This window comes from Burkholderia sp. MS455, assembly GCF_016899445.1.
Taxonomy (GTDB): Bacteria; Pseudomonadota; Gammaproteobacteria; order Burkholderiales; family Burkholderiaceae; genus Burkholderia; species Burkholderia pyrrocinia_C.
The window spans coordinates 1,296,034-1,317,552 of record NZ_CP041778.1 but is presented as its reverse complement, the minus strand read 5'-3'; the positions used below and the strand labels follow the sequence as shown (position 1 = coordinate 1,317,552).

Genomic DNA, 21,519 nt, shown 5'->3' with positions numbered 1-21,519 from the left:
TACGGCTCAGAGCAATCCCATCCCGCCCGACGCGATGATCTCCGCGCCGACGATGAACGCGGATTCCGGCGCGCTGAGGTGCAGCACCGTCGACGCGATTTCGTCCGGCGTGCCGAACCGGCCGATCGGGACGAGGCCCTTGATCTTCCCGGCCGTCTCGTCGAGCGTCGCCGCATCGAGCCCGAGCTTGCCGTACAGCGGCGTCTGAACCGGCCCCGGGCTCACGACATTCACGCGCACGCCGTGCGGCAGCAGTTCCGTCGACAGCGTCTTCGCGAACGAATTGACGGCCGCCTTGCTCGCCGCGTACACCGACGAGCCGGGCATCCCGATGTGCGCGTTGATCGAACCGTTGATCACGATCGATGCGCCGCGGTTCAGCAGCGGCACCAGCGACTGGATCTGGAAATACGCGCCCTTCACGTTGGTGTTGAACACGAGGTCCCACATCGCCTCGTCGCTGTCGGCGAACGGCGCGAGTTTCGCGACGCCCGCGTTGATGAACACGGCGTCGAGCCGCGCACCCGCGGCGGCGATCGCGTCCGCCAGTGCGCGGGCCGACGCGACGCTGCCGGCCTCGTTGCGGATCGCGAGCGCCCCTTCGCCGAGCGTTTGCCGCGCGGCTTCCAGCGTCTGCGCGTCGCGCCCGGTGATGATGACCCGCGCGCCTTCGGCCGCGAATGCTTTGGCGGCCGCCAGGCCGATGCCGCTGTTGCCGCCCGTGACGAGGACCGTCTTTCCTTCGAAGCGTTGCATGATGTTCTCCTGTGAACCGGTGAGTTGACCGTGAACACAGGATGCGCGCGGCGACCTGTGTTGCCGTACGACGCGCGCGGCGAACATGTTCGAAATCGTCGAACGTGTTCGAGCGGGCGCTCCGTCGTCGTTTTCCGTCTCAGCCGGTCACGTCGATCCCGTCGAGCAGGCGTTGCGCGAGTCTGGGCTCGCGCAATTGCTCCAGCCACCATTGCAGCGCGCGGCCGTCGCGATCGCCGTGCCACGCGACATACAGCACGTTCGGTTCGCGCGGGTTGGCCGTCTGTTTCTCGACGAGCTCGCCGCGCTCGAGCAGCGACGCCACGCGCCGGCGCGGCACCCAGCCGACGCCGAGCGCGTCGCGCTGCGCGAGGATCTTCGCGCGCATCGACGGCACCGCGAGCACGGCCTGCCCGCCGAGCAGGCCATACGCGCGGCCGGCCGCGCGCCGCGACGAATCGGCGACGACGACCGCGCGATGCGCGCCGATCGCGTCGCGCGTCAGCACGTCGCTCACGGATGCAAGCGGATGGCGCGGCGACACCGCGAACACCCACTCCATCGCGCCCAGTTCGAACCATTTGAAGCCGGGAATAGCCGGCGGCTCGTTGGTCGCGCCGACGACCAGATCCGCACGACCGTCGCGCAGCGCTTCCCAGGTGCCGCCGAGCACTTCGTGCGTGAAGCGCAGCGACACGCCCGAATCGAGCGCGTCGAACGCGCGGACGACCGGCAGCAGCGTGTCGAACTCCAGCACCTCGTCGCTGACGATCCACAGCCGGTCCTCCCAGCCGCTCGCGACCTGCCGCACGCGCTGCGTCAGCCGCGCGACGTCCAGCGCCAGCCGCGCCGCTTCGTCGGCCAGCAGTTGTCCGGCCGGCGTGAGCTGCAGCCGGTAGCCGCGCCGGTCGAACAGCAGCGCGTCGAAACGCGTTTCGAGCTGGCGCGCCGCGTGCGACACGGTCGACGGCGCCTTGCCGAGCCGCGCGGCGGCGCGCGACAGGCTGCCGGTCGCGCGGATCGCGTCGAGCAGCGCAAGTTCGTCTTCGGACAGCATGGGGGCACTCCGGTTCGGGGTGAGTCTGGGATTGTCGTGGCTCCCGTGGATCGTAAGGCAGCGGCGGGCGGCGGTCCAATCGGACGGCGTTCGATGCGGCGGATGGGCGGACAGGTGTCGTACGCAACATCCTGCCAACCCGAGTCCGCGCGCCGGCGGCATACTGGCGGTACACCGATTCCAGCAAATCAGCATCAATCGAGGTAACCACTGCGATGGACATCGCGATCCGCATCGAAGGCCGTCACGACCTGACGGGGCAAATCTTCCGGCAACTGCGCACCGCGATCGTCGACGGGCGCCTGGCAGGCGGCGCGCGGCTGCCGTCGACGCGCGATCTCGCGAAGCAGCTCGGCGTATCGCGCAAGACGACGCTCGACGCGTTCGAGCGTCTCGTCGCCGAGGGCTACCTGAATACGCGTGCGGGCGACGGCACGTTCGTCGCCGACGGCCTCGCGCGCGTGCCGCACGCCGCGGCCATGCCGGCGCCGTCGCTCGTCGAGGACACGCCGCGCATCGACGCGGTCGACGCACGCGCGCTGTGGAACGACCTCCCCGACGCGCTCGCGATGCCCGCGCCGCAGGACTCGCCCGGCTTCGACTTCCGCGGCGGCGTGACCGACAAGACGCTGTTCCCGTTCGATGCGTGGCGGCGCTGCCTGCATCACGCGTTGCGCCAGCAGGCGCGCGGCCCCGGCCAATACCACGACCCGGCCGGCGATCCGCAGTTGCGCGGCGCGATCGCACGCTATGTCGCGTTCAGCCGCGCGGTCGCGTGCAGCTGGGACGACGTGCTGGTCACGCAAGGCGCACAGCAGGCGCTCGACCTGCTCGCGCGCGTCGTCGTGCGGCCCGGCGACGTGGTCGCGGTCGAGGACCCCGGCTATCCGCCGGCACGCGCCGCGTTCGCGTCGCTCGGCGCGACGGTGATCGGCGTGCCGGTCGATGCGCAGGGCCTCGTCACGGAACGGCTGCCCGACGAAGCGCGCCTCGTCTACGTGACGCCGTCGCACCAGTTCCCGCTCGGGATGCCGATGACGCTGGAGCGGCGCATCGCGCTGCTCGAATGGGCACAGCGCCGCCGCGCGGTGATCATCGAGGACGACTACGACGGCGAGTTCCGCTTCGAAGGCCGGCCCGTGGAATCGCTGAAGAGCCTCGACCGCACGGGCCTCGTCGCGTACGTCGGCACGTTCTCGAAGACGATCTTTCCCGAACTGCGGATCGGCTACGCAATTCCGCCGCGCGCGCTGCGCGGCGCGCTCGCCAAGGCGAAGCAGATCGTCGACTGGCACACCTGCACGCTGACGCAGGCGGCGCTCGCGCGCTTCATGCTCGAAGGCGATTTCGCGCGGCACCTGAAGCGCGTGCAGAAACATTACGACGCGCGCCGCAAGATGCTGATCGCGCATCTGCGCGGCGAGCTCGCGCCGTGGTTCGACGCGATCGTGCCGACCGCCGGCATCCACCTCGCGGCATACCTGAAGCCGGGGCCCGATGAAGCGGCGCTGGTGCGCGCGGCGCGCGAGCAGGACATCGGCCTGTACGGGATCTCTGCGTTCCATGTCGGCGTGCCGGTCCGTGCGGGGCTGCTGTTCGGCTATGGCGGGATCGACGCGCTGCGCATCGACACCGCGCTCGCGCAACTGGCCGGGCTGCTGGGTTCGGGCCGTGTCGGCCGCCCGGCACTGGTTACCTGAATTTCCACAAAATTGGCTATTCAAGCAGGCCAATTCGGGTCTTAAAGTGGGTCCTGTCGCGCCACCGTGCGCACCAACCGAAAAAGGACCTGCCATGCAACCGCGCCTGAACTTCTATACCGCCAGCCCGAATGCGATCAAGGTGATGCGCAACGCCGAGGACTTCATCGCGAAGAGCTCGATCGAGAAGCCGCTCGCCGAACTCGTCCGCCTGCGCGCATCGCAGATCAACGGCTGCGCGTTCTGCGTCGACATGCACACGACCGACGCGCGCAAGGGCGGCGAAACCGACCGCCGTCTCGCGACCGTCGTCACGTGGCGCGAAACGCCGTTTTTCACCGAGCGCGAACGCGCGGCGCTGGAATGGACCGAGTCGCTGACGCTAGTGGCCGGCAATCACGTGCCCGACGCCGTCTGGGAAGCCGTGAAGCCGCACTTCAGCGACGAGGAGCTGTTCGACCTGTCGATGCTGATCGCGACGATCAACACATGGAACCGCTTCGCGATCGCGTTCCGCAAGATGCCCGAGTAAGGAGACGACGATGATCCGCTCCACGCTCCAGCGAGCCGCCCTGTGCGCGGGGCTCGCGCTCGGCGCCGCGCTGCCGGCCGCCGCCCATGCGCACGACGCCGGCGACAACGTGCACGCGATCATGCAGCAGGCCGTGCCCGAAGCGCCGGGCAAGCTCGCCGTCGTCGCGACCGTCGACTATGCGCCCGGCCAGGCTTCCGACGCGCACCGGCACCTCGGCTCGGTGTTCGCGGTCGTGTCGAAAGGCGAAGTGCTGTCGCAGGTGAACGGCGGCCCGCTGCATCGCTATCGCGCCGGCGAAGGCTGGTACGAGGCGCCCGGCTCGCGCCACCAGGTGTCGCGCAACGCGAGTTCGACCGAGCCCGCGCAGCTCGTCGTGTTCGGGCTGACCGGCGAACACGAGCCGCTGAAGTCGCCGATCGATCAGTGACGACGTTTCGGGGGCGCGTGCCGTGTGCGGTCCGTGCCTCCGTTTCTCGACCGGTTTTCCCGTCGGTTCCGTGCAGTTTCGCCGACGCCTTTCGCCGCCCCCCTCCGCCGTTCCCCATTAGCCGCTCCCTACACTCCGCCGCCGGCACACTGCCCTCGGCCGCGCGCGCCGCTTTCCCGCGCGTCCGCGCCGCCATTCGACGCGCGTCTGATCTCGATCAACGCCGGCGAAAACCCTTCCTTGAAATTAACTAACTCATCAATTAGCGTCGTCTGCATGAACGCGAAATCCACCGTCGCCAGGCCGCGCGGGCGCCGCCCGTCGGTGGACGATTTCGACCTGCGCGACCACATGCTCGACGTCGCGATGCAATTGTTCGCCGAGCACGGCATCGCCGCGACGACGGTCGCGCAGATCGCCGCCGCCGCCGGCGTCACGTCCGCGATGGTCCACTACTACTTCACGAATCGCGAGCAACTGCTCGACGCGATCGTCGAGGAGCGGCTCGCGCAGGTCATCGCGTTCGTGTGGCGCCCGACCGAGCCGCAGATCGAGAACGATCCGTTCGCGCTCGTCGCCGAACTCGTCGACCGCTTCTTCGACGTCACGCATCGCATGCCGTGGCTGCCGTCGATCTGGCTGCGCGAGATCGTCCATGAAGGCGGGCTGCTGCGCGAACGGATGGTCCGGCGCATTCCGCTCGAGCATGTCGGGCGTTTCGCCGAACGCATCCGCGCCGCGCAGCACGCCGGCACGCTGAACCCCGCGCTGGAACCCGCGTTCCTGTTCCATTCGATCATCGCGCTCGTGATGCTGCCGCTCGCGACCGCGAAGCTGTGGCAAAGCGCGCGCGGCCTGCCGCCGATCGATCGCGACGTGCTGCACCGGCATGTCCGCGCGCTGCTCGGTTCCGGCCTGCGGCCGCCGGCCGCCACGCCGCGTGCGCGGACGCGCTCGCCGCGGAGGCCGTCGTGAACGCGGCCCGCGCGCTATCGCTCGCGCTCGCCGCCTTCGCGCTGCTCGCCGGTTGCGGACGATCGACGGACAACGGCACGACCTACCAGGGTTATGTCGAAGGCGAATTCGTGTACCTGTCGTCGTCGCAATCGGGCACGCTGACGCAGTTGTCGGTCGCACGCGGCCAGGCCGTCGCCGCCGGCACGCCCGCGTTCTCGCTCGAAGCCGCGAACGAAACGGCCGCGCTGCTGCAGGCACGGCATCAGCTCGCCGCGGCACGCGCGCAGCTCGCCGACCTGCAGACCGGCAAGCGCCCGCCGGAAGTGGCAGTCACGCAGGCGCAACTCGCGCAGGCCACCGCGCAGGCCGCACGGGCCGCCGCGCAACTCGCGCGCGACGAACGCCAATACGCGGCCGGCGGCCTGTCGAAGCAGCAGCTCGACGATTCGCGCACGTCCGCGCAAACCACCGCCGCGCAGATGCGCGAACTGCAGAAGCAGGTCGACGTCGCTCGCCTGCCGGGCCGCGCGCAGCAGGTCGCCGCGCAGGCCGCGCAGGTCGACGCCGCGCAGGCAGCGGTCGCGCAAGCGCAATGGAAGCTCGACCAGAAGCGCGTCGCCGCACCCGCCGCCGGGCGCGTGTACGACACGCTGTACCGCGTCGGCGAATGGGTGCAGGCAGGCAATCCGGTCGTGCAGATGCTGCCGCCGCAGAACCTGAAGGTGCGCTTCTTCGTGCCGGAAGCCGTCATCGCATCGCTCGCGCCGGGGCGCGCGGTCGCGATCCGCTGCGACGGCTGCGCGGCCGACGTGCCCGCACGCATCACCTATGTGTCGAGCGAGGCCGAATACACGCCGCCCGTGATCTACAGCAACGAGAGCCGGACCAAGCTCGTGTTCATGATCGAGGCGCGCCCCGCCGTCGCCGACGCGCCGAAGCTGCATCCGGGCCAGCCCGTCGCCGTGAGGGTGCAATGAACGCGCCGGCCGCTCCGTACGCGATCGACGTCGATCGCCTGAACAAGCGCTTCGGCGACAAGCACGTCGTGAAGGACGTCTCGTTGCGCGTCGCGCGCGGCGAGATCTTCGGCTTTCTCGGGCCGAACGGCAGCGGCAAGACGACCTCGATCCGGATGATGTGCGGCCTGCTCACGCCCGACTCGGGCAGCGGCACCTGCCTCGGCTACGACATCGTGCGCGACAGCGCGCAGATCAAGCGGCACGTCGGCTACATGACGCAGCGCTTCTCGTACTGGGAAGACCTGTCGATCCGCGAGAACCTCGATTTCGTCGCGCGCGTGTACGGGATGCCCGACCGCAAGGCGGCCGTCGCGCGCGCGCTCGACGGGCTCGGCCTCGCGAGCCGCGCGGACCAGCTCACGGGTGCGCTGTCGGGCGGCTGGAAACAACGCCTCGCGCTGGCCGCGTGCATGCTGCACGAGCCCGAACTGCTGCTGCTCGACGAGCCGACCGCCGGCGTCGATCCGGCCGCGCGCCGCGACTTCTGGGAGGAACTGCACCGGCTGGCCGCGCAGGGGATCTCGGTGCTCGTCAGCACGCACTACATGGACGAAGCCGAGCGCTGCCACAAGCTCGCCTATATCGCGTCCGGCGAACTGCTTGCGCAAGGCACGTCGGCGGAGATCATCGCGTCGCAGCACCTGTCGACCCGCACGATCACCGGCGAGCACCTGACCGAACTGTCCGCACGGCTGCGCGCGATGCCGGGCGTCGATCAAACCGTCGTGTTCGGTTCCGCGCTGCACGTGAGCGGCCGCGATCGCGGCGCGCTCGACGCGACGCTCGCGCGGGTCGCGAGCGACGATGCGTCGCTGCGGGTCGCGCCCATCGACACCGGGCTCGAGGACGTCTTCATCTACATGATGGGCCGCGCGTCCGGGCCGCCCGGCGGAGCAGCGTCATGAACGCGTGGGCGGGCCTGCGCGAATCGTTTTCGGTCGCGCGCTGGTGGAGCATCGTGCTGAAGGAATTCCTGCAGTTGCGCCGCGACCGCGTGACGTTCGCGATGATCGTCGGCGTGCCGATCATCCAGCTCGCGCTGTTCGGCTTCGCGATCAACACCGATCCGAAGCACCTGCCGACCGCGGTGATCGTCGCCGATTCGAGCCCGTTCGCGCGCAGCTTCATCGCCGCGATGCGCAATTCCGCTTACTTCGACATCGTCGAGACGCTGCCGGACGAAGCGGCCGGCCGGCATGCGCTCGCCCGCGGCGACGTGCAGTTCGTGCTGAGCGTGCCGGCCGATTTCTCGCGGCGGCTGCTGCGCGGCGAGCGTCCGTCGCTGCTCGTCGAGGCGGACGCCACCGATCCCGTCGCGACCGCATCCGCGATCGGCGCGCTGCCGGGCCTCGTGCAGCCCGTCGCGGACAAGGACCTGACGGGGCCGCTCGCGCACCTGAAGAACGGCCGCCCGGCCGCGTTCGACGTCGTGCTGCACCGGCTGTACAACCCGGAAGGCATCACGCAGTACAACGTCGTGCCGGGCCTGATGGGCGTGATCCTGACGATGACGATGGTGATGATGACGGGCCTCGCGATCACGCGCGAACGCGAGCGCGGCACGATGGAAAACCTGCTCGCAACGCCCGTGCGGCCGCTCGAGGTAATGACGGGCAAGATCGTCCCGTACGTGCTGATCGGGCTGATCCAGGTGTCGATCATCCTCGTCGCGGCTCGGTTCGTGTTCGTCGTGCCGTTCGTCGGCGGCGTGTTCGCGATCTACCTGTCCGCGCTGCTGTTCATCGCCGCGAACCTGACGGTCGGCATCACGCTGTCATCGCTCGCGCAGAACCAGTTGCAGGCGATGCAGCTCGCGGTGTTCTATTTCCTGCCGAACATCCTGCTGTCCGGTTTCATGTTCCCGTTCGCCGGAATGCCGAAGTGGGCGCAGTTCATCGGCAACCTGCTGCCGCTCACCTATTTCAACCGCCTCGTGCGCGGCATCCTGCTGAAGGGCAACGGCTGGGCCGACCTGTGGCCGTCCGTGTGGCCGGTCGCGCTGTTCACCGTCGTCGTGATGGGCATCGCGCTGCGCTTCTACCGGCGCACGCTCGATTAGGGGCCGCACGATGAAACCGGCTTCGCATCGCGCCTCCATCGCTGCAAGCGGCATTACGCTGGCCGCCGCTGCGCTGCTCGTCGCCGGTTGCGCGGTCGGGCCGGATTTCCGCACGCCGGACGCACCGGCCACGCAGCAATACACGCGCGACGAGCCGCCCGTCACGACGGCGGCCGCCGGCGGCCCGGCCGGCGACGCGCAGACGTTCGCATCGGCCGCGCACACGCCGCAACGCTGGTGGACCGAGTTCGGCTCCGAACCGCTGAACCGGCTCGTCGACACCGCATGGCAAAACAGCCCGACGCTCGCCGAGGCCCGCGCGCGGCTCGACGAAGCGCGGCAGAACCATGCAGCCGAAGCCGGCGCGACGATGCTGCCGCGTGTCGACGCGAACCTGTCCGCCACGCGCGAGAAGGTCGACATCGCCGCGTTCGGGCTGCCGGGCAACGTGCCGAATCCGGGGCCGTTCACGCTGTACGACGCGTCAGTCAGCGTGTCGTACGTGCTCGACGTGTTCGGCGGCAACCGGCGCGCGCTCGAAGCGCTGCGCGCGCAGGTCGACTATCAGTCGTACACGCTCGACGCCGCGCGCCTGACGCTCGCGGGCAACGTCGTCGCCACCGCGATCCTGCGCGCGTCGCTCGCGCAGCAGGTCGCGCTCACGCAGCAACTAGTCGACGCGCAGACGCGGCAGTTGCGCATCGTCGAAGCGCGCTTCACAGTGGGCGGCGTGTCGCAGGCCGACGTGCATGCGCAGCGCGCGCTGCTCGCGCAGACGCGGGCATCGCTGCCGCCGCTCGCGGCCCGCCTCGCACAGGCCGGCCACCGGCTCGCGATCCTGCTCGGTGCGCCGCCGTCCAGCGCCGTGCTGCCCGATCTCACGCTCGATGCACTCGTGCTGCCGCGCACGCTGCCCGTCACGCTACCGTCGACGCTCGCGCGCGAACGGCCCGACATCCGCGCAGCGGAAGCCGTGCTGCACCAGGCGAGCGCGAACGTCGGCGTGGCTACCGCGAACCTGTATCCGCGTTTTTCGATTTCGGCGGGAATCGGCTCGGAACGCACGCGCATCGCGGATATCGTGAGCGGGTTGAATGTATGGAACGTCGGCCTGGGTCTGACGCAGCCGCTCTTTCACGGCGGCGAGCTGCGCGCGAAGAAACGCGCGGCCGAAGCGGCGTACGATGCCGCGTTCGCGAGCTATCGGGAAACTGTGTTGCAGGCGCTTCAGCAGGTAGCCGACGCGATGCGCGCGGTCGAGCACGACGCGGCCGAGCTGCAGGCGCGCGACACGGCCGCGCAGGAAGCGGCGGCACGCAACGCGATTGCCGGCGGCCGTTACGCGGCGGGCGGGATCAGCACGTTCGACCTGCTCGACGCGCAGCGGCAGACGTTGCAGACGACGCTCGACCGTACCCGCGCGCAGGCCGATCGGCTTGCCGATACGGCGGCGCTGTTTCAGGCGCTGGCGGGGAGCTGGATGGATAATGCGGCGAAGTGACCGGCAGGATGGCGTTGGCACCGGCCGGACACCGCCGGTCTGCACGCCATGCGCCGCGTGAGCGGCGCGCTTGTCGGGCTCGGCTGCCGTCGCCGCCCGCTTCCGTTCGATGCCGCCTATGACGGAACCCGCAGTAAGCACAACGCGTACCGCCAATAAAAAAACCGGCCCGAAGGCCGGTTTTTCATACTGCATGCCGTGAGCGGCGCTCGCGCGCCGCGCGACATCAGAAGCGGTGGATCAGGCCGACGCCTGCAGCGATCTGGTTCTGCTTCGAACCTGCGCCCACGCCGTCGCCGATCGACGTCGTTGCTGCCTGGATGCCGCCAGCCTTGTTCAGCGTGTTGCCGGTCGAGTGCTGGTAAGCCTCAACTGCATACAGGCCCGTGCGCTTCGAAAGGCTGTAGTACTGCGAGAGCGTGACCTGGTGGTACTTGGCCGCGCTCGAGATGCCGTTCGACTGCGTTGCCGCCGTGTACGAGTAGCCTGCCGCGAAGTCCCACTGCGGCGCTGCCTTCCAGTGCAGCACGGCGCCTGCCGTGTTGAAGATCGCCGTGTTGCGGAATGCCGAACCGACTCCCGGCACGTACTGGACGTTCGTGTACGACACGGACACGTCCCATGCCGGCGTGAACTGGTAGCCGGCCGTCACACCGAGGCGCTGCTGCGTTTGCGCCGTTTGGTAGCCGCTGTTAATCGCCGACACGGCCGGCTGGCCGCCGCTCGTGACCGTCGAATTGTCACCCCACACGCCGCCGCCGAGCGTCGAGTTGTTGACCTTCTGGAAGCCGACCGCGATGCCTGCCGGGCCGTTCAGGTACTGGATCGCCGCGCTCCACGTCGAGCCGCGGTTGAAGCTGCCTGCCACGCCGCCGAGCGAATACGAACCGCCGACCGTGAAGCCGTAGAACTTCGGCGACATGTAGACGAGCGAGTTGTTCGCGCGGTAGCTGGTGTCCAGCGAGTCGATATCGCCCGGGTGCGCGCCGTAATAACCGGTCAGCCAGGTCGTCGGGCTATACGGCGACAGCAGCGTGTAGTACGCGGTGTACTGGCGGCCCGCCGTCAGCGTACCGTACGCTGCGTTGGACAGACCCACCCACGCCTGACGCGTGAAGATGCCGTTGGCCCACTGCGACGAGCCGTTGTTCGCGTTGAAGCCGGCTTCCAACTGGAAAATCGCCTTCGTGCCGCCGCCGAGATCTTCGCTGCCCTTCAGGCCGAAGCGGCTGCCTGCCCAAATGCCGGTGGCCATCTGCACCTTCGAGTGACCACCCGTGGTCGCGCCAGTTGCCGACGAGTTGTTCTGCCAAGCGATGGCGTTGTCGACGATACCGTACAGGGTCACGCTGCTCTGGGCGTGGGCGGCGGTAGCGGCTGCAAGGCCCGCTGCCGTCATGGCGAAAGCGACGCGCTTTTTCATTGATTCTCCGTCCTCAAAGAATGATTTCTTTTCTGGTGTGGTTTTATGACTGACACATGTGCGAGTACATGCCGGGGCAATTCTGACGGATTACCGATTATTTCCCAACACGCGCAGTCGGTCATCGTATGATCGACGCAACGCGCGGGTTCACCAAGCAGTTACATAACACCTGAAAACGCTTACGCGGCGGGCATTTCCGGCATTTCCCGGTGAAAACCCTAGCTTTACATTTTTACGGGTGCAACGCGACCGCCTCATGTCGTCAGACGCCTTCGGCAAAAAATCGTCTTACAAATGCGCGATCGCAGCTGACGCCGCGATTCACGCCGCCGCGCAGGATCGCTGACGTTCATGACACCCACATTTCGCGAAACGAAATCATGAAAACGTTTCAGTCCGCGCGCGGGAGATCGGACGGGAGCGGCCCGGCGAACGCGGGCCGAAGGACGATGCCGGCGCGGCGCGCCGGCGACATTCAACGCGATGCCGGCGCGACGAGCCGCGCGTTCACCGCATCGGCGAGCGCGGTCATCCGCGCACGGATCGCCGTGTTCGAGCCGACCAGCGCGAGCGACGACGCCATGATCCGGTAGATACGTTTTCTCGGCACCTTGGCCGGCTTCGCCGGGGCGAGCCACGCATCGTGGCCGGCCAGCAGTTCGAGCGTTTCGAGGCCGATCATGATCGGCCACAGGCACGCGAGCCGCAGCCGCACGAAGCGGCGCGGAATCGCGAGCGTATACAGGCATGCATCGCGATACTGGTCGAGCGCGATGCGCAGCAGGTCGACCAGCACGCCGCGCGCGCGCGCCGACGCGTCGGGCTGCATCAGGTCGGCGACGCCGAGCCCGTGCGTGCGCAGCACGTCGTCGGGCAGGTAGCAGCGGCCGATGCGCAGGTCCTTCGCGCAGTCGCGCAGGATGTTGGTCATCTGCAGCGCCTTGCCGAAACGGATGCCCTTCTCGCGCATGCCCGGCAAATCCCAGCCGCGCGCGGCACGCGTGTGCGCGCCCGTCATGTCGGTCCAGAACTCGCCCACGCAGCCCGCGACGAGGTACGTGTAGCGATCGAGCATGTCGCGCGTCGGCAGCGACGCGACCTGCCCCGACTGTTCGTCCGGGAACGTGCGCAGGTCGAATTCCATGCCTGACGTCAGCGTCGCGACGACCTTGCGGATCGACGCCCGGTCGGCGTCCGGCTGCGCGCGCAGCAGCGCGAGCATCGGCTCCATCGAGCCGAGCAGCACGTGCTCGTGCGAATCCGTCTGCATCCGCGTCACGTCGTCGAGCGAACGCGACAGCGCCGCGCCGTCGCCGAGCCGCTCGATCTCGTCGCGCAGGTCGGTCAGCAACGCGGCCCGGCGATCGGGCGCGACGAGCGCGGTGTCGGCGATCGTGTCGGCCGCGCGCGCGAGCAGATATGCGAGCCCGACCGGGTCGCGCATGCCGTCGGGCAGCACGCGCAGCGTCAGGTAGAAGGAGCGGGAAACGTTCTTCAGCAGGTCGCCGAGCAGGTAGGCGGAATCGGTTCGGGTCGTCATGGGTCGGGAAAAATCGGCCGGCGCGGGCCCCTGACGCACACGGGCGTCGGGCGCCCGCGCCGGACCGCGAGTCGCCGCATCGTCGCGCCGCGCGGGCATCGGCCCGGGCGCTGCGATGCAAAATTCCCGCAAGTTTAGTGCATCCGGCGCAAGGCCTGCCCGAGACGGCCGGAATGCGGCACGCACATCGATGCCGCGCCGCTCCCCGCCACCGTCATCGCAGCCCCGAACAAAACGGAAAGGCAGAAGTAATACATATGTAATTATTCGATGCGACGATCGCGTCCCGTTCGATCCCATACGACGCGGCACGACAGCCGCGCCGGCGGAGCGAGCACCCTTTCCCGATTTTCCCGATTTTTCCGACTCCCGTTTCGAAGGTTCATCGACATGTTCTTCACGCGCCCGAGCGCCCTGCGCTACGTCCCGTTCGCCTGTGCCGCAGCCTTCCTGCTCGCTGCGTGCGGCGGCGACGACGACCTGACGTCCGATCCCACGCAGCCGATTTCCGCGAAGGTCCAGGTGGTCGGCCATCGCGGCGCGAGCGCGCTGCGCCCCGAACACACGCTCGCGTCGTACCGCAAGGCGATCGAAGACGGCGCGGACGTCATCGAGCCCGACCTCGTGTCGACGCGCGACGGCGTGCTCGTCGCGCGCCACGAGAACGAGATCTCGGGCACGACGAACGTGTCGGCGCTGCCGCAGTTCGCGAGCCGCAAGGCGACCAAGACGATCGACGGCGCTCAGCTCACGGGCTGGTTCACCGAGGATTTCACGCTCGCCGAGCTGAAGACGCTGCGCGCGCGCGAGCGCATTCCGCAGATCCGCCCCTCGAACACCGCATACAACGACCAGTTCGAGATTCCGACCTTCGACGAGATCGTCGCGCTCGCGAAGCAGATGTCCGCGCAAACCGGCCGCACGATCCACCTGTATCCGGAAACCAAGCATCCGACCTACTTCCAGTCGATCAATCTGCCGCTCGAGGATCGCCTCGTCGACGCGCTGCTGAAGGATCCGTACACGTCGCGCACGGCGACCGTCTACATCCAGTCGTTCGAGGTCGCGAACCTGAAGACGATCCGCAACCGGATCAAGTCGAGCCAGCCCAACTGGAAGCTCGTGCAGTTGATGGACGAAGCCGGCCAGCGCCCGTACGACTTCGTGAAGGCGAACGACAAGCGCACCTACGGCGACCTGTCGACGCGCGACGGCATGCGCGAAATCGCGACCTATGCGAACGGCGTCGGCCCGTACAAGACGTCGATCATCGCGGTCGCAGCGGACGGCACGCTGCAGCAGCCGACGCCGTACGTGCGCTATGCACATGAGGCCGGCCTCGTCGTGCATCCGTACACGTTCCGCCCGGAAAACAACTTCCTGCCCGCGTCGCTGAAGGACGGCGGCACGCCGGCCACGCGCAACACGGCCGGCTCGGTGCGCGAGATCCAGGCCTACCTGCGCGCGGGCATCGACGGCTTCTTCACCGACGATCCGGCGGTCGGCCGCACGGCCATCGATACGTTCAAGCGCTGAATGCCCGGTTCCGCCGCAGCGGTCAGATCACGCTGAAGTGGTGCGTGCCGTCGCGCTTCAACTGGTCGACCAGCCCGTATTCCCAGTCGAGATACGCCTGCATCGCGGCAGCCGCATTGTCGGTGCCCTCGTACGGGCGCCGGTAGCGGTCGATGCGCGGCGACGCGAGCCGCGTCTCGCCGCTTTCGAGCGGCAATCCGGCATCGATCCAGGCGGCCGTGCCGCCGGTCAGCACCAAGATGTCGGCCGATGCCGGCAGCAGCGCGCGCGCGTCGTCCGCCGCGAACCGCGCGAGCAGGCTCGATCCGCACGTGAATACGTAGCGCTTCGCGGGCGGAATCGCCGCGAGCGCGTCGTGCAACTGCGCGCGCACGACGAACCAGGCGCCCGGAATATGGCGCTTCACGTAGTTCGCGCTGGCCGTCACGTCGACGATCGCCAGTTCGCCGGGCGCCGCTTCCTTCAGCCAGCCCGCGAGCGTCGCCGGTGACACGTCGGTCGCGGGCGGCGGCGCCGGCACGTCGCGCGGCGGCTGGCCGCGCTCGCCGAACGCCGCCGCGCCGGCCGGTTCGACCACGCGCACGTCCCAGCCCATCTGTGCGAGCCACGACGCGGTCATGTCCGCGCGCACGCCGTCGTCGTCGGCGAGCACGATCCGCGCGCCGCGCACGGCCGCGTGATGGTCGGTCTCCTGCACGAGCTGGCCGCCCGGCGTGCCCAGGAAGCCCGGCAGGTGGCCGGCTTCGTATTCCTCCGGCGTGCGCACGTCGAAGCGGTACAGCGTGCGGCCCGGCTCGTCGAGCGCGGCGACGTCCGCGAGCGCGATGCGCGGCACGCCGGCGCGTTCGGCCACCGCGCGCGCGGCCTGGCGCGCGTCGGCGCGCTGCGTCGCGTCGATCTCGTCCGGAAAGCGGCGCGCCGCGCCGCGCTCGAGCGTCTGGCCGGCGAGCGTCCAGCCGATCGTGCCGTTGCGCAGTGCCGCGACCGGGTTCGGCAGCCCCGCGTTGACCAGCGACTGCGTGCCGATGATGCTGCGCGTGCGGCCCGCGCAGTTGACGACCACCTGCGTGTGCGGATTCGGCGCGAGCGCGCGCACGCGCAGCACGAGTTCCGCGCCCGGCACGCTCGTCGAGGTCGGGATGTTCATCGTCTGGTATTCGTCGAAACGGCGCGCGTCGACGATCACGACATCGGCCTTCGCGTCGATCAGCGCCTGCACTTCCTGCGCGGACAGCGACGGCGTATGCCGCTCGGCCTCGACCCATTCGCCGAACGACTTGCTCGGCACGTTCACGTCGATGAACAGTTCGCCGCCCGCGGCCAGCCAGCCCGCGAGGCCGCCGTCGAGCAGCCGCACGTCGGTATAGCCGAGCTGCGCGAGCTTCGCGGCCGCGCGCGGCGCGAGATCCTCGCCGCCCGCTTCGCCGAACACGACGATCGGCGTGTCGCGGCGCGGAATCCGCGTCCACGCGTCGAGTTCGAGTTTCGACAGCGGAAAGTTGGCGGCCCACAGCGGGTGACCCTGCGCGTACGGATCTTCCTCGCGTACGTCGATCAGCGCGAGCTCGTCGCGGGCAAGCAGGCGCGCGCGCACGTCCTGGTACGACGCGACGGGAAAGCGGAAGGTGGAATCGGCGGATTGCGTCACGATGTCTCTGTCTGATTCTGTTGAAGTCGGTGAAGAAGGCGAAACGGATGAATCTCGGGCCCGCCGGTGCACGCTCGCAACGGGCCGCGCCGGCGGGCGCTGCATCAGGCGTTCGAATAGCCCGACACGAACGGCTTCACGGTGCCGTCGTCCAGGTACACCGCGCGCTCGACCTTGCCGATGTTCGCGCCGTACACGTGGATGCTGATCGAAACCTGGTCGTCGAACGCGTTGGTCACGCGATGGACGTCGCCGATGCGCGGCGACACGGCCTCGATCTCGCCCGGCTGCAGCCGCACGGCTTCGCCCGCCGGCACGGGTTTGCCCGCTTCGTCGAACCGGTACGGCTGCGAGAACTCGCCGCCGCGCAGCATCCCGATCAGCCCCCACACCGTATGGTTGTGGATCGGCGTCGTCTGGCCGGGCCCCCACACGAAGCTGACGACCGAGAACCGCTCGTCCGGGTCGAGATACAGCAGGTACTGCCGATAACGCGCGGGATCGGGCTGCGCGAATGCGTCGGGCAGCCAGTCGTCGTGTTCGACGAGCGCGGCCAGCAGCGCACCGCCCTCGTCGAGGATGCGCGCCTCGTTCGCGCCGGACGCGAGCAGCGCGCCCAGACCGTCGACGAACGGACGCAGCCGCGTCCGATGCAACGAAAGCGTACTCATCGGCTGCCTCCTCGAATATGATGCCGAATATGATGGATCGTCATGATGCACCCGAAAGACCATGCAGAACAAACATGAAAATTAGCGATATCGACGCTTTTGCAGCGGTCGTCCGCTGCCAGACCCTGAGCCAGGCCGCTACCGAGCTCGGGATGACGCAGCCCGCGATCACGCGGCGCGTCCAGAATCTCGAGGAAGCGCTCGGCGTGATCCTGCTCGATCGCAACACGAAGCCGCCGCGCCCGACCGACATCGGCCGGCAGGTATTCGAGCAGTGTCGCGCGATCCTGCGCGAAGTCGATGCGCTGCGCGAACTGACGGCCGGCCAGCAGCCGCCCGCCGGCGAATTCCGGATCGGGCTCACGCAGGGGCTCGGCGAACTGATGCTGCCCGCGCTCATCGCCGAACTCGCCGCGCAGTGGCCCGCGCTCGCGACGCAGGTCACGACCGCGTGGGGCGGCATGCTCGTCGAGCGCGTCGCACGCCGCGAGCTCGATGCGGCGCTCGTATTCCTTGCGCGCGAGATGGTGCTGCCGCCGTACGTCGAAGGCGAACGGCTGCTGGCCACGCGGCTCGTCGCGGTCGGCCGCAAGGGCGACTGGCCGCGCCGCAGCTACCGGCTCGCCGATTGCCACGCGCGCGGCTGGGTGCTCAATCCCGACGGTTGCGGCTTTCGCGCGGGCCTGCGGCGCGCGCTCGACGCGCAGGGCCTGCCGATGCCGGTCACGCTCGACGCCTACGGCCGCGACCTGCAACTGCAGAGCGTCGCGAACGGCTTCGGCATCGGGCTGATGCCGCAGCCGCTCGTCGAAGGCAGCCCGCTGCGCGACGCGCTCGAGATCGTGCCGCTCGCCGATTTCAAGCCGCAGATCGATCTGTGGCTGCTGCGCCGGCACGATGCCGCGCGCTTCGACGCACCGCTCGCGGCCGTCGCCGCGCATGCGCGCGCGGCGTTCGCGTTGCCCGAGCAGACGCACGGCAAGGCTGCGTGACCAGACGGGGCGGCGTCTGCTTCGCGCCGCCCTGTTCGTTTCCCCCGCAGCGCTGCACCGCTCACGCATCGTTTCGGCTGCGTTCGACCTCGTTGCGCGACGCCCCGCGCGCGTCCGCTTTCGTGTCACCCCGACTCGCCGCCTCGAGCACCTCACGCCCCGCCGTCACCGCGATCGCGTCGTCCTGCGGCGTATGCACGCGACTGCACAGCACGTCGCGATAGTGGCGTTCGAGCGGATTGCCGCGGCTCAGCCCGTGATTGCCCGACAGCTTCAGCGCCTGCTCGACCGCGCGGATCGCGTGCTCGGTCACGGTCCGCTTGACGAGGCCGCTCGTCGTGACCGACGGCGCGTTGCCGGCGTCGGCGCGTGAGATGTGATCGTCGAGCAGCACGCGGTTCGTGTACAGCCAGCCCTCGATTTCGCCGACCGCTTCCTGCACGCGCGGCAGCGTCGCGAGCGGCGCACCGAGCCCGCTCGGTGCACGCGTCGTCGCGAATCCGAGCAGCCAGTCGCGCGACGCGCGCGCCACCGCGTCGTACAGACTGCCGAGCAGCGCGACCATCCACGCGTGCTGGTCGGCGTGCGCGTCGGCATCCGCATGAGTCCCGGCCGATACGGCCCACGCGTGCGGCGCGCGCACGTCGACCGCGTGGTCGGCCGGCAGCCGCACATCGTCGAATACCACCTCGTGACTGCCCGATGCGCGCAGGCCGAGGTGATTCCAGCTTTCGATCACGCGGATGCGGTCGCCGTCGGCATCACGGTCGCGCGGCACGAGAAACACGCCGACCCGCGGCTCCGGTTCGTCGGTGCGCGCCCACACGGCCAGCCAGCGCAGCGCGGGAATCCCGGTGCTGTACAGCTTGTGGCCGGACAACCGCCAGCCGTCGCCGTCGCGGCGCGCGACCGTCTCCGGCAGGCCGCCGCGCGACGGCGAACCGAGCGCCGGCTCGACGCGCAGCGCGTTGATCAGCGCGCCTTGCGCGACCGCACTGTCGAACACCGCGCGCCGCACCTGGGCAGGCCAGCGGCTGTCGGCACGGCCGAGCGCGCGATGCTGCAGATACGTCATCGTCAGCACCAGCGCGGTCGCCGGATCGGCGCGCGCGATGGCGGCCACGATCCGGCTCGCCTGCGCGAGCGTCGCGCCCGCGCCGCCGTGTTCGCGCGGCACGACCTGCGCGATCAGCCCCGCGCGATGCAGCCGTGCGAAGTTCTCGTGCGGAAAGCGGCCGTCGACGTCGTTGCGCGTGGCGTCGGCGGCGAGTTCGGGGGCGAGGCGGTCGAGCAGCGCGGCGACGCGCGCGTCATCTGCATCGTCGGCGTCGTCGGCCGGCAGAAGGCGCAGCGAAGGCGGCTGCGGCGTCGGTGAGGAAGCGGCAAGGCTGGCGGACATCGAGACAGATTCCCTGGGTAATACGCAAAGGCGACGCAGAGGCGACACAAAGGCGGCCACCGCGACAAAAGCCGCAATAGCGGTGATCGATCGTCACGCGGCTCGGTTCCGCGTGAAGTCGGCGACGTTGAACGGTGTTGAACGCGCACCCGCCCGATCGTTCGTGAGCCCACAGCGTATGCGCAACGCTCAGCCACCCAAACCATGCAAATCTGATATTCAAATCGGGATTGATTATTTCCATTCCGCATGATCGCGGCGTTAACCTGCGCTCCATTCCTGCCCGGCCGTGCGCCGGGCCATCCCTGCACCGGAGACCCAGATGAGCGTCGAATTCATCGGCATGATCCAGAGCCAGAAGCAGTCGGAAATCCACCCGCCGTCCGGCCCCGTGGTCGATCCCGACTATGTGCGCGACTTTGCGCGCGCCCATGAAACGGCCGGCTTCGACCGGATCCTCGTGCCGCATCACTCGACCGGCCCGTCGGCGACGCTGACGATCGCGTTCGCGGCAGCCGCGACCGAGCGCATCCACTTCATGCTCGCGCATCGCCCGGGCTTCACCGCGCCGACGCTTGCCGCGCGGCAGATCGCGACGCTCGACCAGTTCAGCCGCGGCCGGCTCGCCGTGCACTTCATCTCCGGCGGCTCGGACAGCGAGCAGCAGCGCGACGGCGATTTCCTCGACCACGACGCGCGTTATGCGCGTACCGACGAATACCTCGGCATCCTGCGGCGGATCTGGACCGAGGCACAGCCGTTCGATCACGACGGCGCGCACTATCGGTTCAAGCAGGGTTTTTCGGAAGTGAAGCCGTTCCAGCAGCCGCACGTACCGATCTACTTCGGCGGCGCATCGGAAGCCGCGCTCGCGGTGGCCGGCAAGCACGCGGACGTCTACGCGCTGTGGGGCGAATCGCTCGACCAGGTGCGCGACCTGACAGCGCGCGTGCGCGCCGAAGCCGCTCGGCACGGCCGGCAGGTACGTTTCTCCGTATCGTTCCGCCCGATCCTCGCCGCGACCGAGGACGAAGCGTGGGCGCGCGCGCATCGCATCCTCGACGAAACGCGGCGGCTACGCGAAGCGGCCGGCCTCGGCGCCGGCGGCCCGCAGCAGAGCGAAGGCGCGCGCCGCCTGCTCGCCGCGGCCGAACGCGGCTCGCGCGTCGACAAGCGGCTGTGGACCGAGATCGCGAAGCTCACCGGCGCGCGCTCGAATTCGACGGCGCTCGTCGGCACGCCCGAACAGGTCGCCGATGCACTGCTCGACTACTACGACCTCGGCGTGACGACGTTCCTGATCCGCGGCTTCGATCCGCTCGAAGACGCGATCGACTACGGCCGCGAACTGATTCCGCGCGTGCGCAGCGCTGTCGCGGAACGCGACGCGGCGCGCCGCGCCGCATGACGCCAACGGAGCCGCACGCCATGTCAGCCGTCCTCGCCACGCCCGTCCGTACCGCCTCGGGACTCGTGCTCGCCGAAGCGCCGCGCCAGCATTTCTGGTTCGACCCGCCCGCACCGCGCATCGACGTCGCCGCCGAACGCCGCCACCGGCAGGAACGGCTCGCGGCCGCATTCCGCCTGTTTGCGCGCTACGGTTTCGCGTCGGGGCTCGCCGGCCACATCACCGCGCGCGATCCGGAGTTGCCCGACCATTTCTGGGTGAATCCGCTCGGCGTGCATTTCTCGCAGATCAAGGTGTCCGACCTGCTGCTCGTCAACGCGCAGGGCGAAACCGCGATCGGCACGCGGCCGCTGAACAAGGCCGCGTTCGCGATCCATGCGGCGATCCACGAAGCCCATCCGCACGTCGTCGCCGCCGCGCACACGCATTCGACCTACGGCAAGGCGTGGTCGACGCTCGGCCGCCCGCTCGATCCGCTGACGCAGGACGCGTGCGTGTTCTACGAGGATCACGCGCTGTTCGACGACTTCACGGGGATGGTCGTCGACACGAGCGAAGGCGCGCGGATCGCGCACGCGCTTTCAAAACCGGACGGCAGCACGCACAAGGGCGTGATCCTGAAGAACCACGGAATACTGACGGCCGGCCCAACGGTCGAGGCCGCCGCGTGGTGGTACATCGCGCTCGACAACGCCGCGCACACGCAGTTGCTGGCCGAAGCGGCCGGCACGCCGCAGCCGATCGATCACGCGACCGCGCGCCACACGCATAGCCAGATCGGCGGCCCCGAAGGCGCACTGCATGCGTTCGACAGCCTGTTCGCGCGCGTCGTCGCCGACGAACCCGACCTGCTCGACTGAGCGCCTTTCCGCAAGACCGGAGACCAGA

General features: G+C 69.1%; 20 protein-coding genes. 12 read left to right on the top strand and 8 right to left on the bottom strand.

The features are described 5' to 3' along the window. Positions 1-6: 6 nt before the first annotated feature. Both FPJ27_RS10535 and FPJ27_RS10530 read right to left on the bottom strand, forming a co-directional pair. A complete protein-coding gene (locus FPJ27_RS10535; RefSeq protein ID WP_072436700.1) occupies positions 7-756 on the bottom strand; it encodes an SDR family oxidoreductase in 750 nt (249 codons plus the stop codon). 139 nt (positions 757-895) lie between these two features. Then, positions 896-1,813 carry a LysR family transcriptional regulator gene (locus FPJ27_RS10530; protein WP_204422840.1) on the bottom strand — a complete coding sequence of 306 codons (918 nt, stop codon included), beginning with the start codon at positions 1,811-1,813 and terminating at the stop codon, positions 896-898. Between the two features lie 215 nt (positions 1,814-2,028). Here FPJ27_RS10530 and FPJ27_RS10525 point away from each other — a divergent pair, with 215 nt between their 5' ends. From FPJ27_RS10525 to FPJ27_RS10515, 3 genes are all read left to right on the top strand, one after another. Next, positions 2,029-3,513, top strand: a complete 1,485-nt coding sequence (locus FPJ27_RS10525) for a PLP-dependent aminotransferase family protein (RefSeq protein WP_204422839.1) — start codon at positions 2,029-2,031, stop codon at positions 3,511-3,513. Between the two features lie 94 nt (positions 3,514-3,607). Then, a complete protein-coding gene (locus tag FPJ27_RS10520) occupies positions 3,608-4,045 on the top strand; it encodes a carboxymuconolactone decarboxylase family protein (protein WP_204422838.1) in 438 nt (145 codons plus the stop codon). Positions 4,046-4,055: 10 nt separating this feature from the next. Then, complete coding sequence (locus tag FPJ27_RS10515) at positions 4,056-4,475, top strand: cupin domain-containing protein (protein WP_204422837.1); 420 nt, start codon at positions 4,056-4,058, stop codon at positions 4,473-4,475. A 128-nt stretch (positions 4,476-4,603) separates the two neighbouring features. Here the strand turns inward: FPJ27_RS10515 and FPJ27_RS10510 are convergent, their stop codons facing one another. Then, the gene (locus FPJ27_RS10510) at positions 4,604-4,753 is read right to left on the bottom strand and encodes a hypothetical protein (RefSeq protein ID WP_204422836.1); all 150 of its coding nucleotides are present in this window, start codon (positions 4,751-4,753) and stop codon (positions 4,604-4,606) included. Between FPJ27_RS10510 and FPJ27_RS10505 the strand changes: the two genes are divergently transcribed. The 5 genes from FPJ27_RS10505 to FPJ27_RS10485 are packed head-to-tail and all read left to right on the top strand — an operon-like array spanning position 4,752 to position 10,011. Continuing rightward, on the top strand, positions 4,752-5,450 hold the full coding sequence (locus FPJ27_RS10505) for a TetR/AcrR family transcriptional regulator (protein ID WP_204422835.1): 699 nt from the start codon (positions 4,752-4,754) through the stop codon (positions 5,448-5,450). The genes FPJ27_RS10510 and FPJ27_RS10505 overlap by 2 nt on opposite strands. Then, positions 5,447-6,409 carry an HlyD family efflux transporter periplasmic adaptor subunit gene (locus FPJ27_RS10500; RefSeq protein WP_204422834.1) on the top strand — a complete coding sequence of 321 codons (963 nt, stop codon included), beginning with the start codon at positions 5,447-5,449 and terminating at the stop codon, positions 6,407-6,409. Before FPJ27_RS10505 ends, FPJ27_RS10500 begins: the two co-directional genes overlap by 4 nt. Then, on the top strand, positions 6,406-7,356 hold the full coding sequence (locus FPJ27_RS10495) for an ABC transporter ATP-binding protein (protein WP_204422833.1): 951 nt from the start codon (positions 6,406-6,408) through the stop codon (positions 7,354-7,356). Before FPJ27_RS10500 ends, FPJ27_RS10495 begins: the two co-directional genes overlap by 4 nt. Further along, positions 7,353-8,510 carry an ABC transporter permease gene (locus FPJ27_RS10490; protein ID WP_204422832.1) on the top strand — a complete coding sequence of 386 codons (1,158 nt, stop codon included), beginning with the start codon at positions 7,353-7,355 and terminating at the stop codon, positions 8,508-8,510. The genes FPJ27_RS10495 and FPJ27_RS10490 overlap by 4 nt, the downstream gene beginning before the upstream one ends. Positions 8,511-8,520: 10 nt before the next feature. Then, positions 8,521-10,011, top strand: a complete 1,491-nt coding sequence (locus FPJ27_RS10485) for an efflux transporter outer membrane subunit (RefSeq protein WP_204422831.1) — start codon at positions 8,521-8,523, stop codon at positions 10,009-10,011. Positions 10,012-10,237: 226 nt separating this feature from the next. On the opposite strand, the gene FPJ27_RS10480 is transcribed toward FPJ27_RS10485, so the two are convergent. Next, positions 10,238-11,434 carry a porin gene (locus tag FPJ27_RS10480; protein WP_175959014.1) on the bottom strand — a complete coding sequence of 399 codons (1,197 nt, stop codon included), beginning with the start codon at positions 11,432-11,434 and terminating at the stop codon, positions 10,238-10,240. Positions 11,435-11,912: 478 nt separating this feature from the next. Continuing rightward, complete coding sequence (locus FPJ27_RS10475) at positions 11,913-12,977, bottom strand: phytoene/squalene synthase family protein (RefSeq protein ID WP_204422830.1); 1,065 nt, start codon at positions 12,975-12,977, stop codon at positions 11,913-11,915. Positions 12,978-13,367: 390 nt separating this feature from the next. Here FPJ27_RS10475 and FPJ27_RS10470 point away from each other — a divergent pair, with 390 nt between their 5' ends. After that, positions 13,368-14,513, top strand: a complete 1,146-nt coding sequence (locus FPJ27_RS10470; RefSeq protein WP_204422829.1) for a glycerophosphodiester phosphodiesterase — start codon at positions 13,368-13,370, stop codon at positions 14,511-14,513. Positions 14,514-14,535: 22 nt separating this feature from the next. Here FPJ27_RS10470 and FPJ27_RS10465 read toward each other — a convergent pair whose 3' ends face one another. Then, positions 14,536-16,161 carry a rhodanese-related sulfurtransferase gene (locus FPJ27_RS10465; protein ID WP_204422828.1) on the bottom strand — a complete coding sequence of 542 codons (1,626 nt, stop codon included), beginning with the start codon at positions 16,159-16,161 and terminating at the stop codon, positions 14,536-14,538. A gap of 104 nt (positions 16,162-16,265) precedes the next feature. After that, complete coding sequence (locus FPJ27_RS10460) at positions 16,266-16,832, bottom strand: cysteine dioxygenase (RefSeq protein WP_204422827.1); 567 nt, start codon at positions 16,830-16,832, stop codon at positions 16,266-16,268. A gap of 17 nt (positions 16,833-16,849) precedes the next feature. Between FPJ27_RS10460 and FPJ27_RS10455 the strand changes: the two genes are divergently transcribed. Continuing rightward, entirely contained in the window at positions 16,850-17,824 is a 975-nt protein-coding gene (locus FPJ27_RS10455; protein ID WP_177318340.1) for a LysR family transcriptional regulator, read from the top strand. Positions 17,825-17,885: 61 nt separating this feature from the next. Here FPJ27_RS10455 and FPJ27_RS10450 read toward each other — a convergent pair whose 3' ends face one another. Further along, positions 17,886-19,223: an acyl-CoA dehydrogenase family protein gene (locus FPJ27_RS10450; RefSeq protein WP_204422826.1), complete on the bottom strand. Its 1,338-nt coding sequence runs from the start codon at positions 19,221-19,223 to the stop codon at positions 17,886-17,888. A 322-nt stretch (positions 19,224-19,545) separates the two neighbouring features. On the opposite strand from FPJ27_RS10450, the gene FPJ27_RS10445 reads away from it, so the two are divergent. Then, positions 19,546-20,631 (top strand): LLM class flavin-dependent oxidoreductase, encoded by a 1,086-nt coding sequence (locus FPJ27_RS10445; protein ID WP_204422825.1) that lies wholly within the window; start codon positions 19,546-19,548, stop codon positions 20,629-20,631. Positions 20,632-20,651: 20 nt separating this feature from the next. Beyond that, positions 20,652-21,491 (top strand): class II aldolase/adducin family protein, encoded by an 840-nt coding sequence (locus FPJ27_RS10440; RefSeq protein WP_072436683.1) that lies wholly within the window; start codon positions 20,652-20,654, stop codon positions 21,489-21,491. Positions 21,492-21,519: the final 28 nt, after the last annotated feature.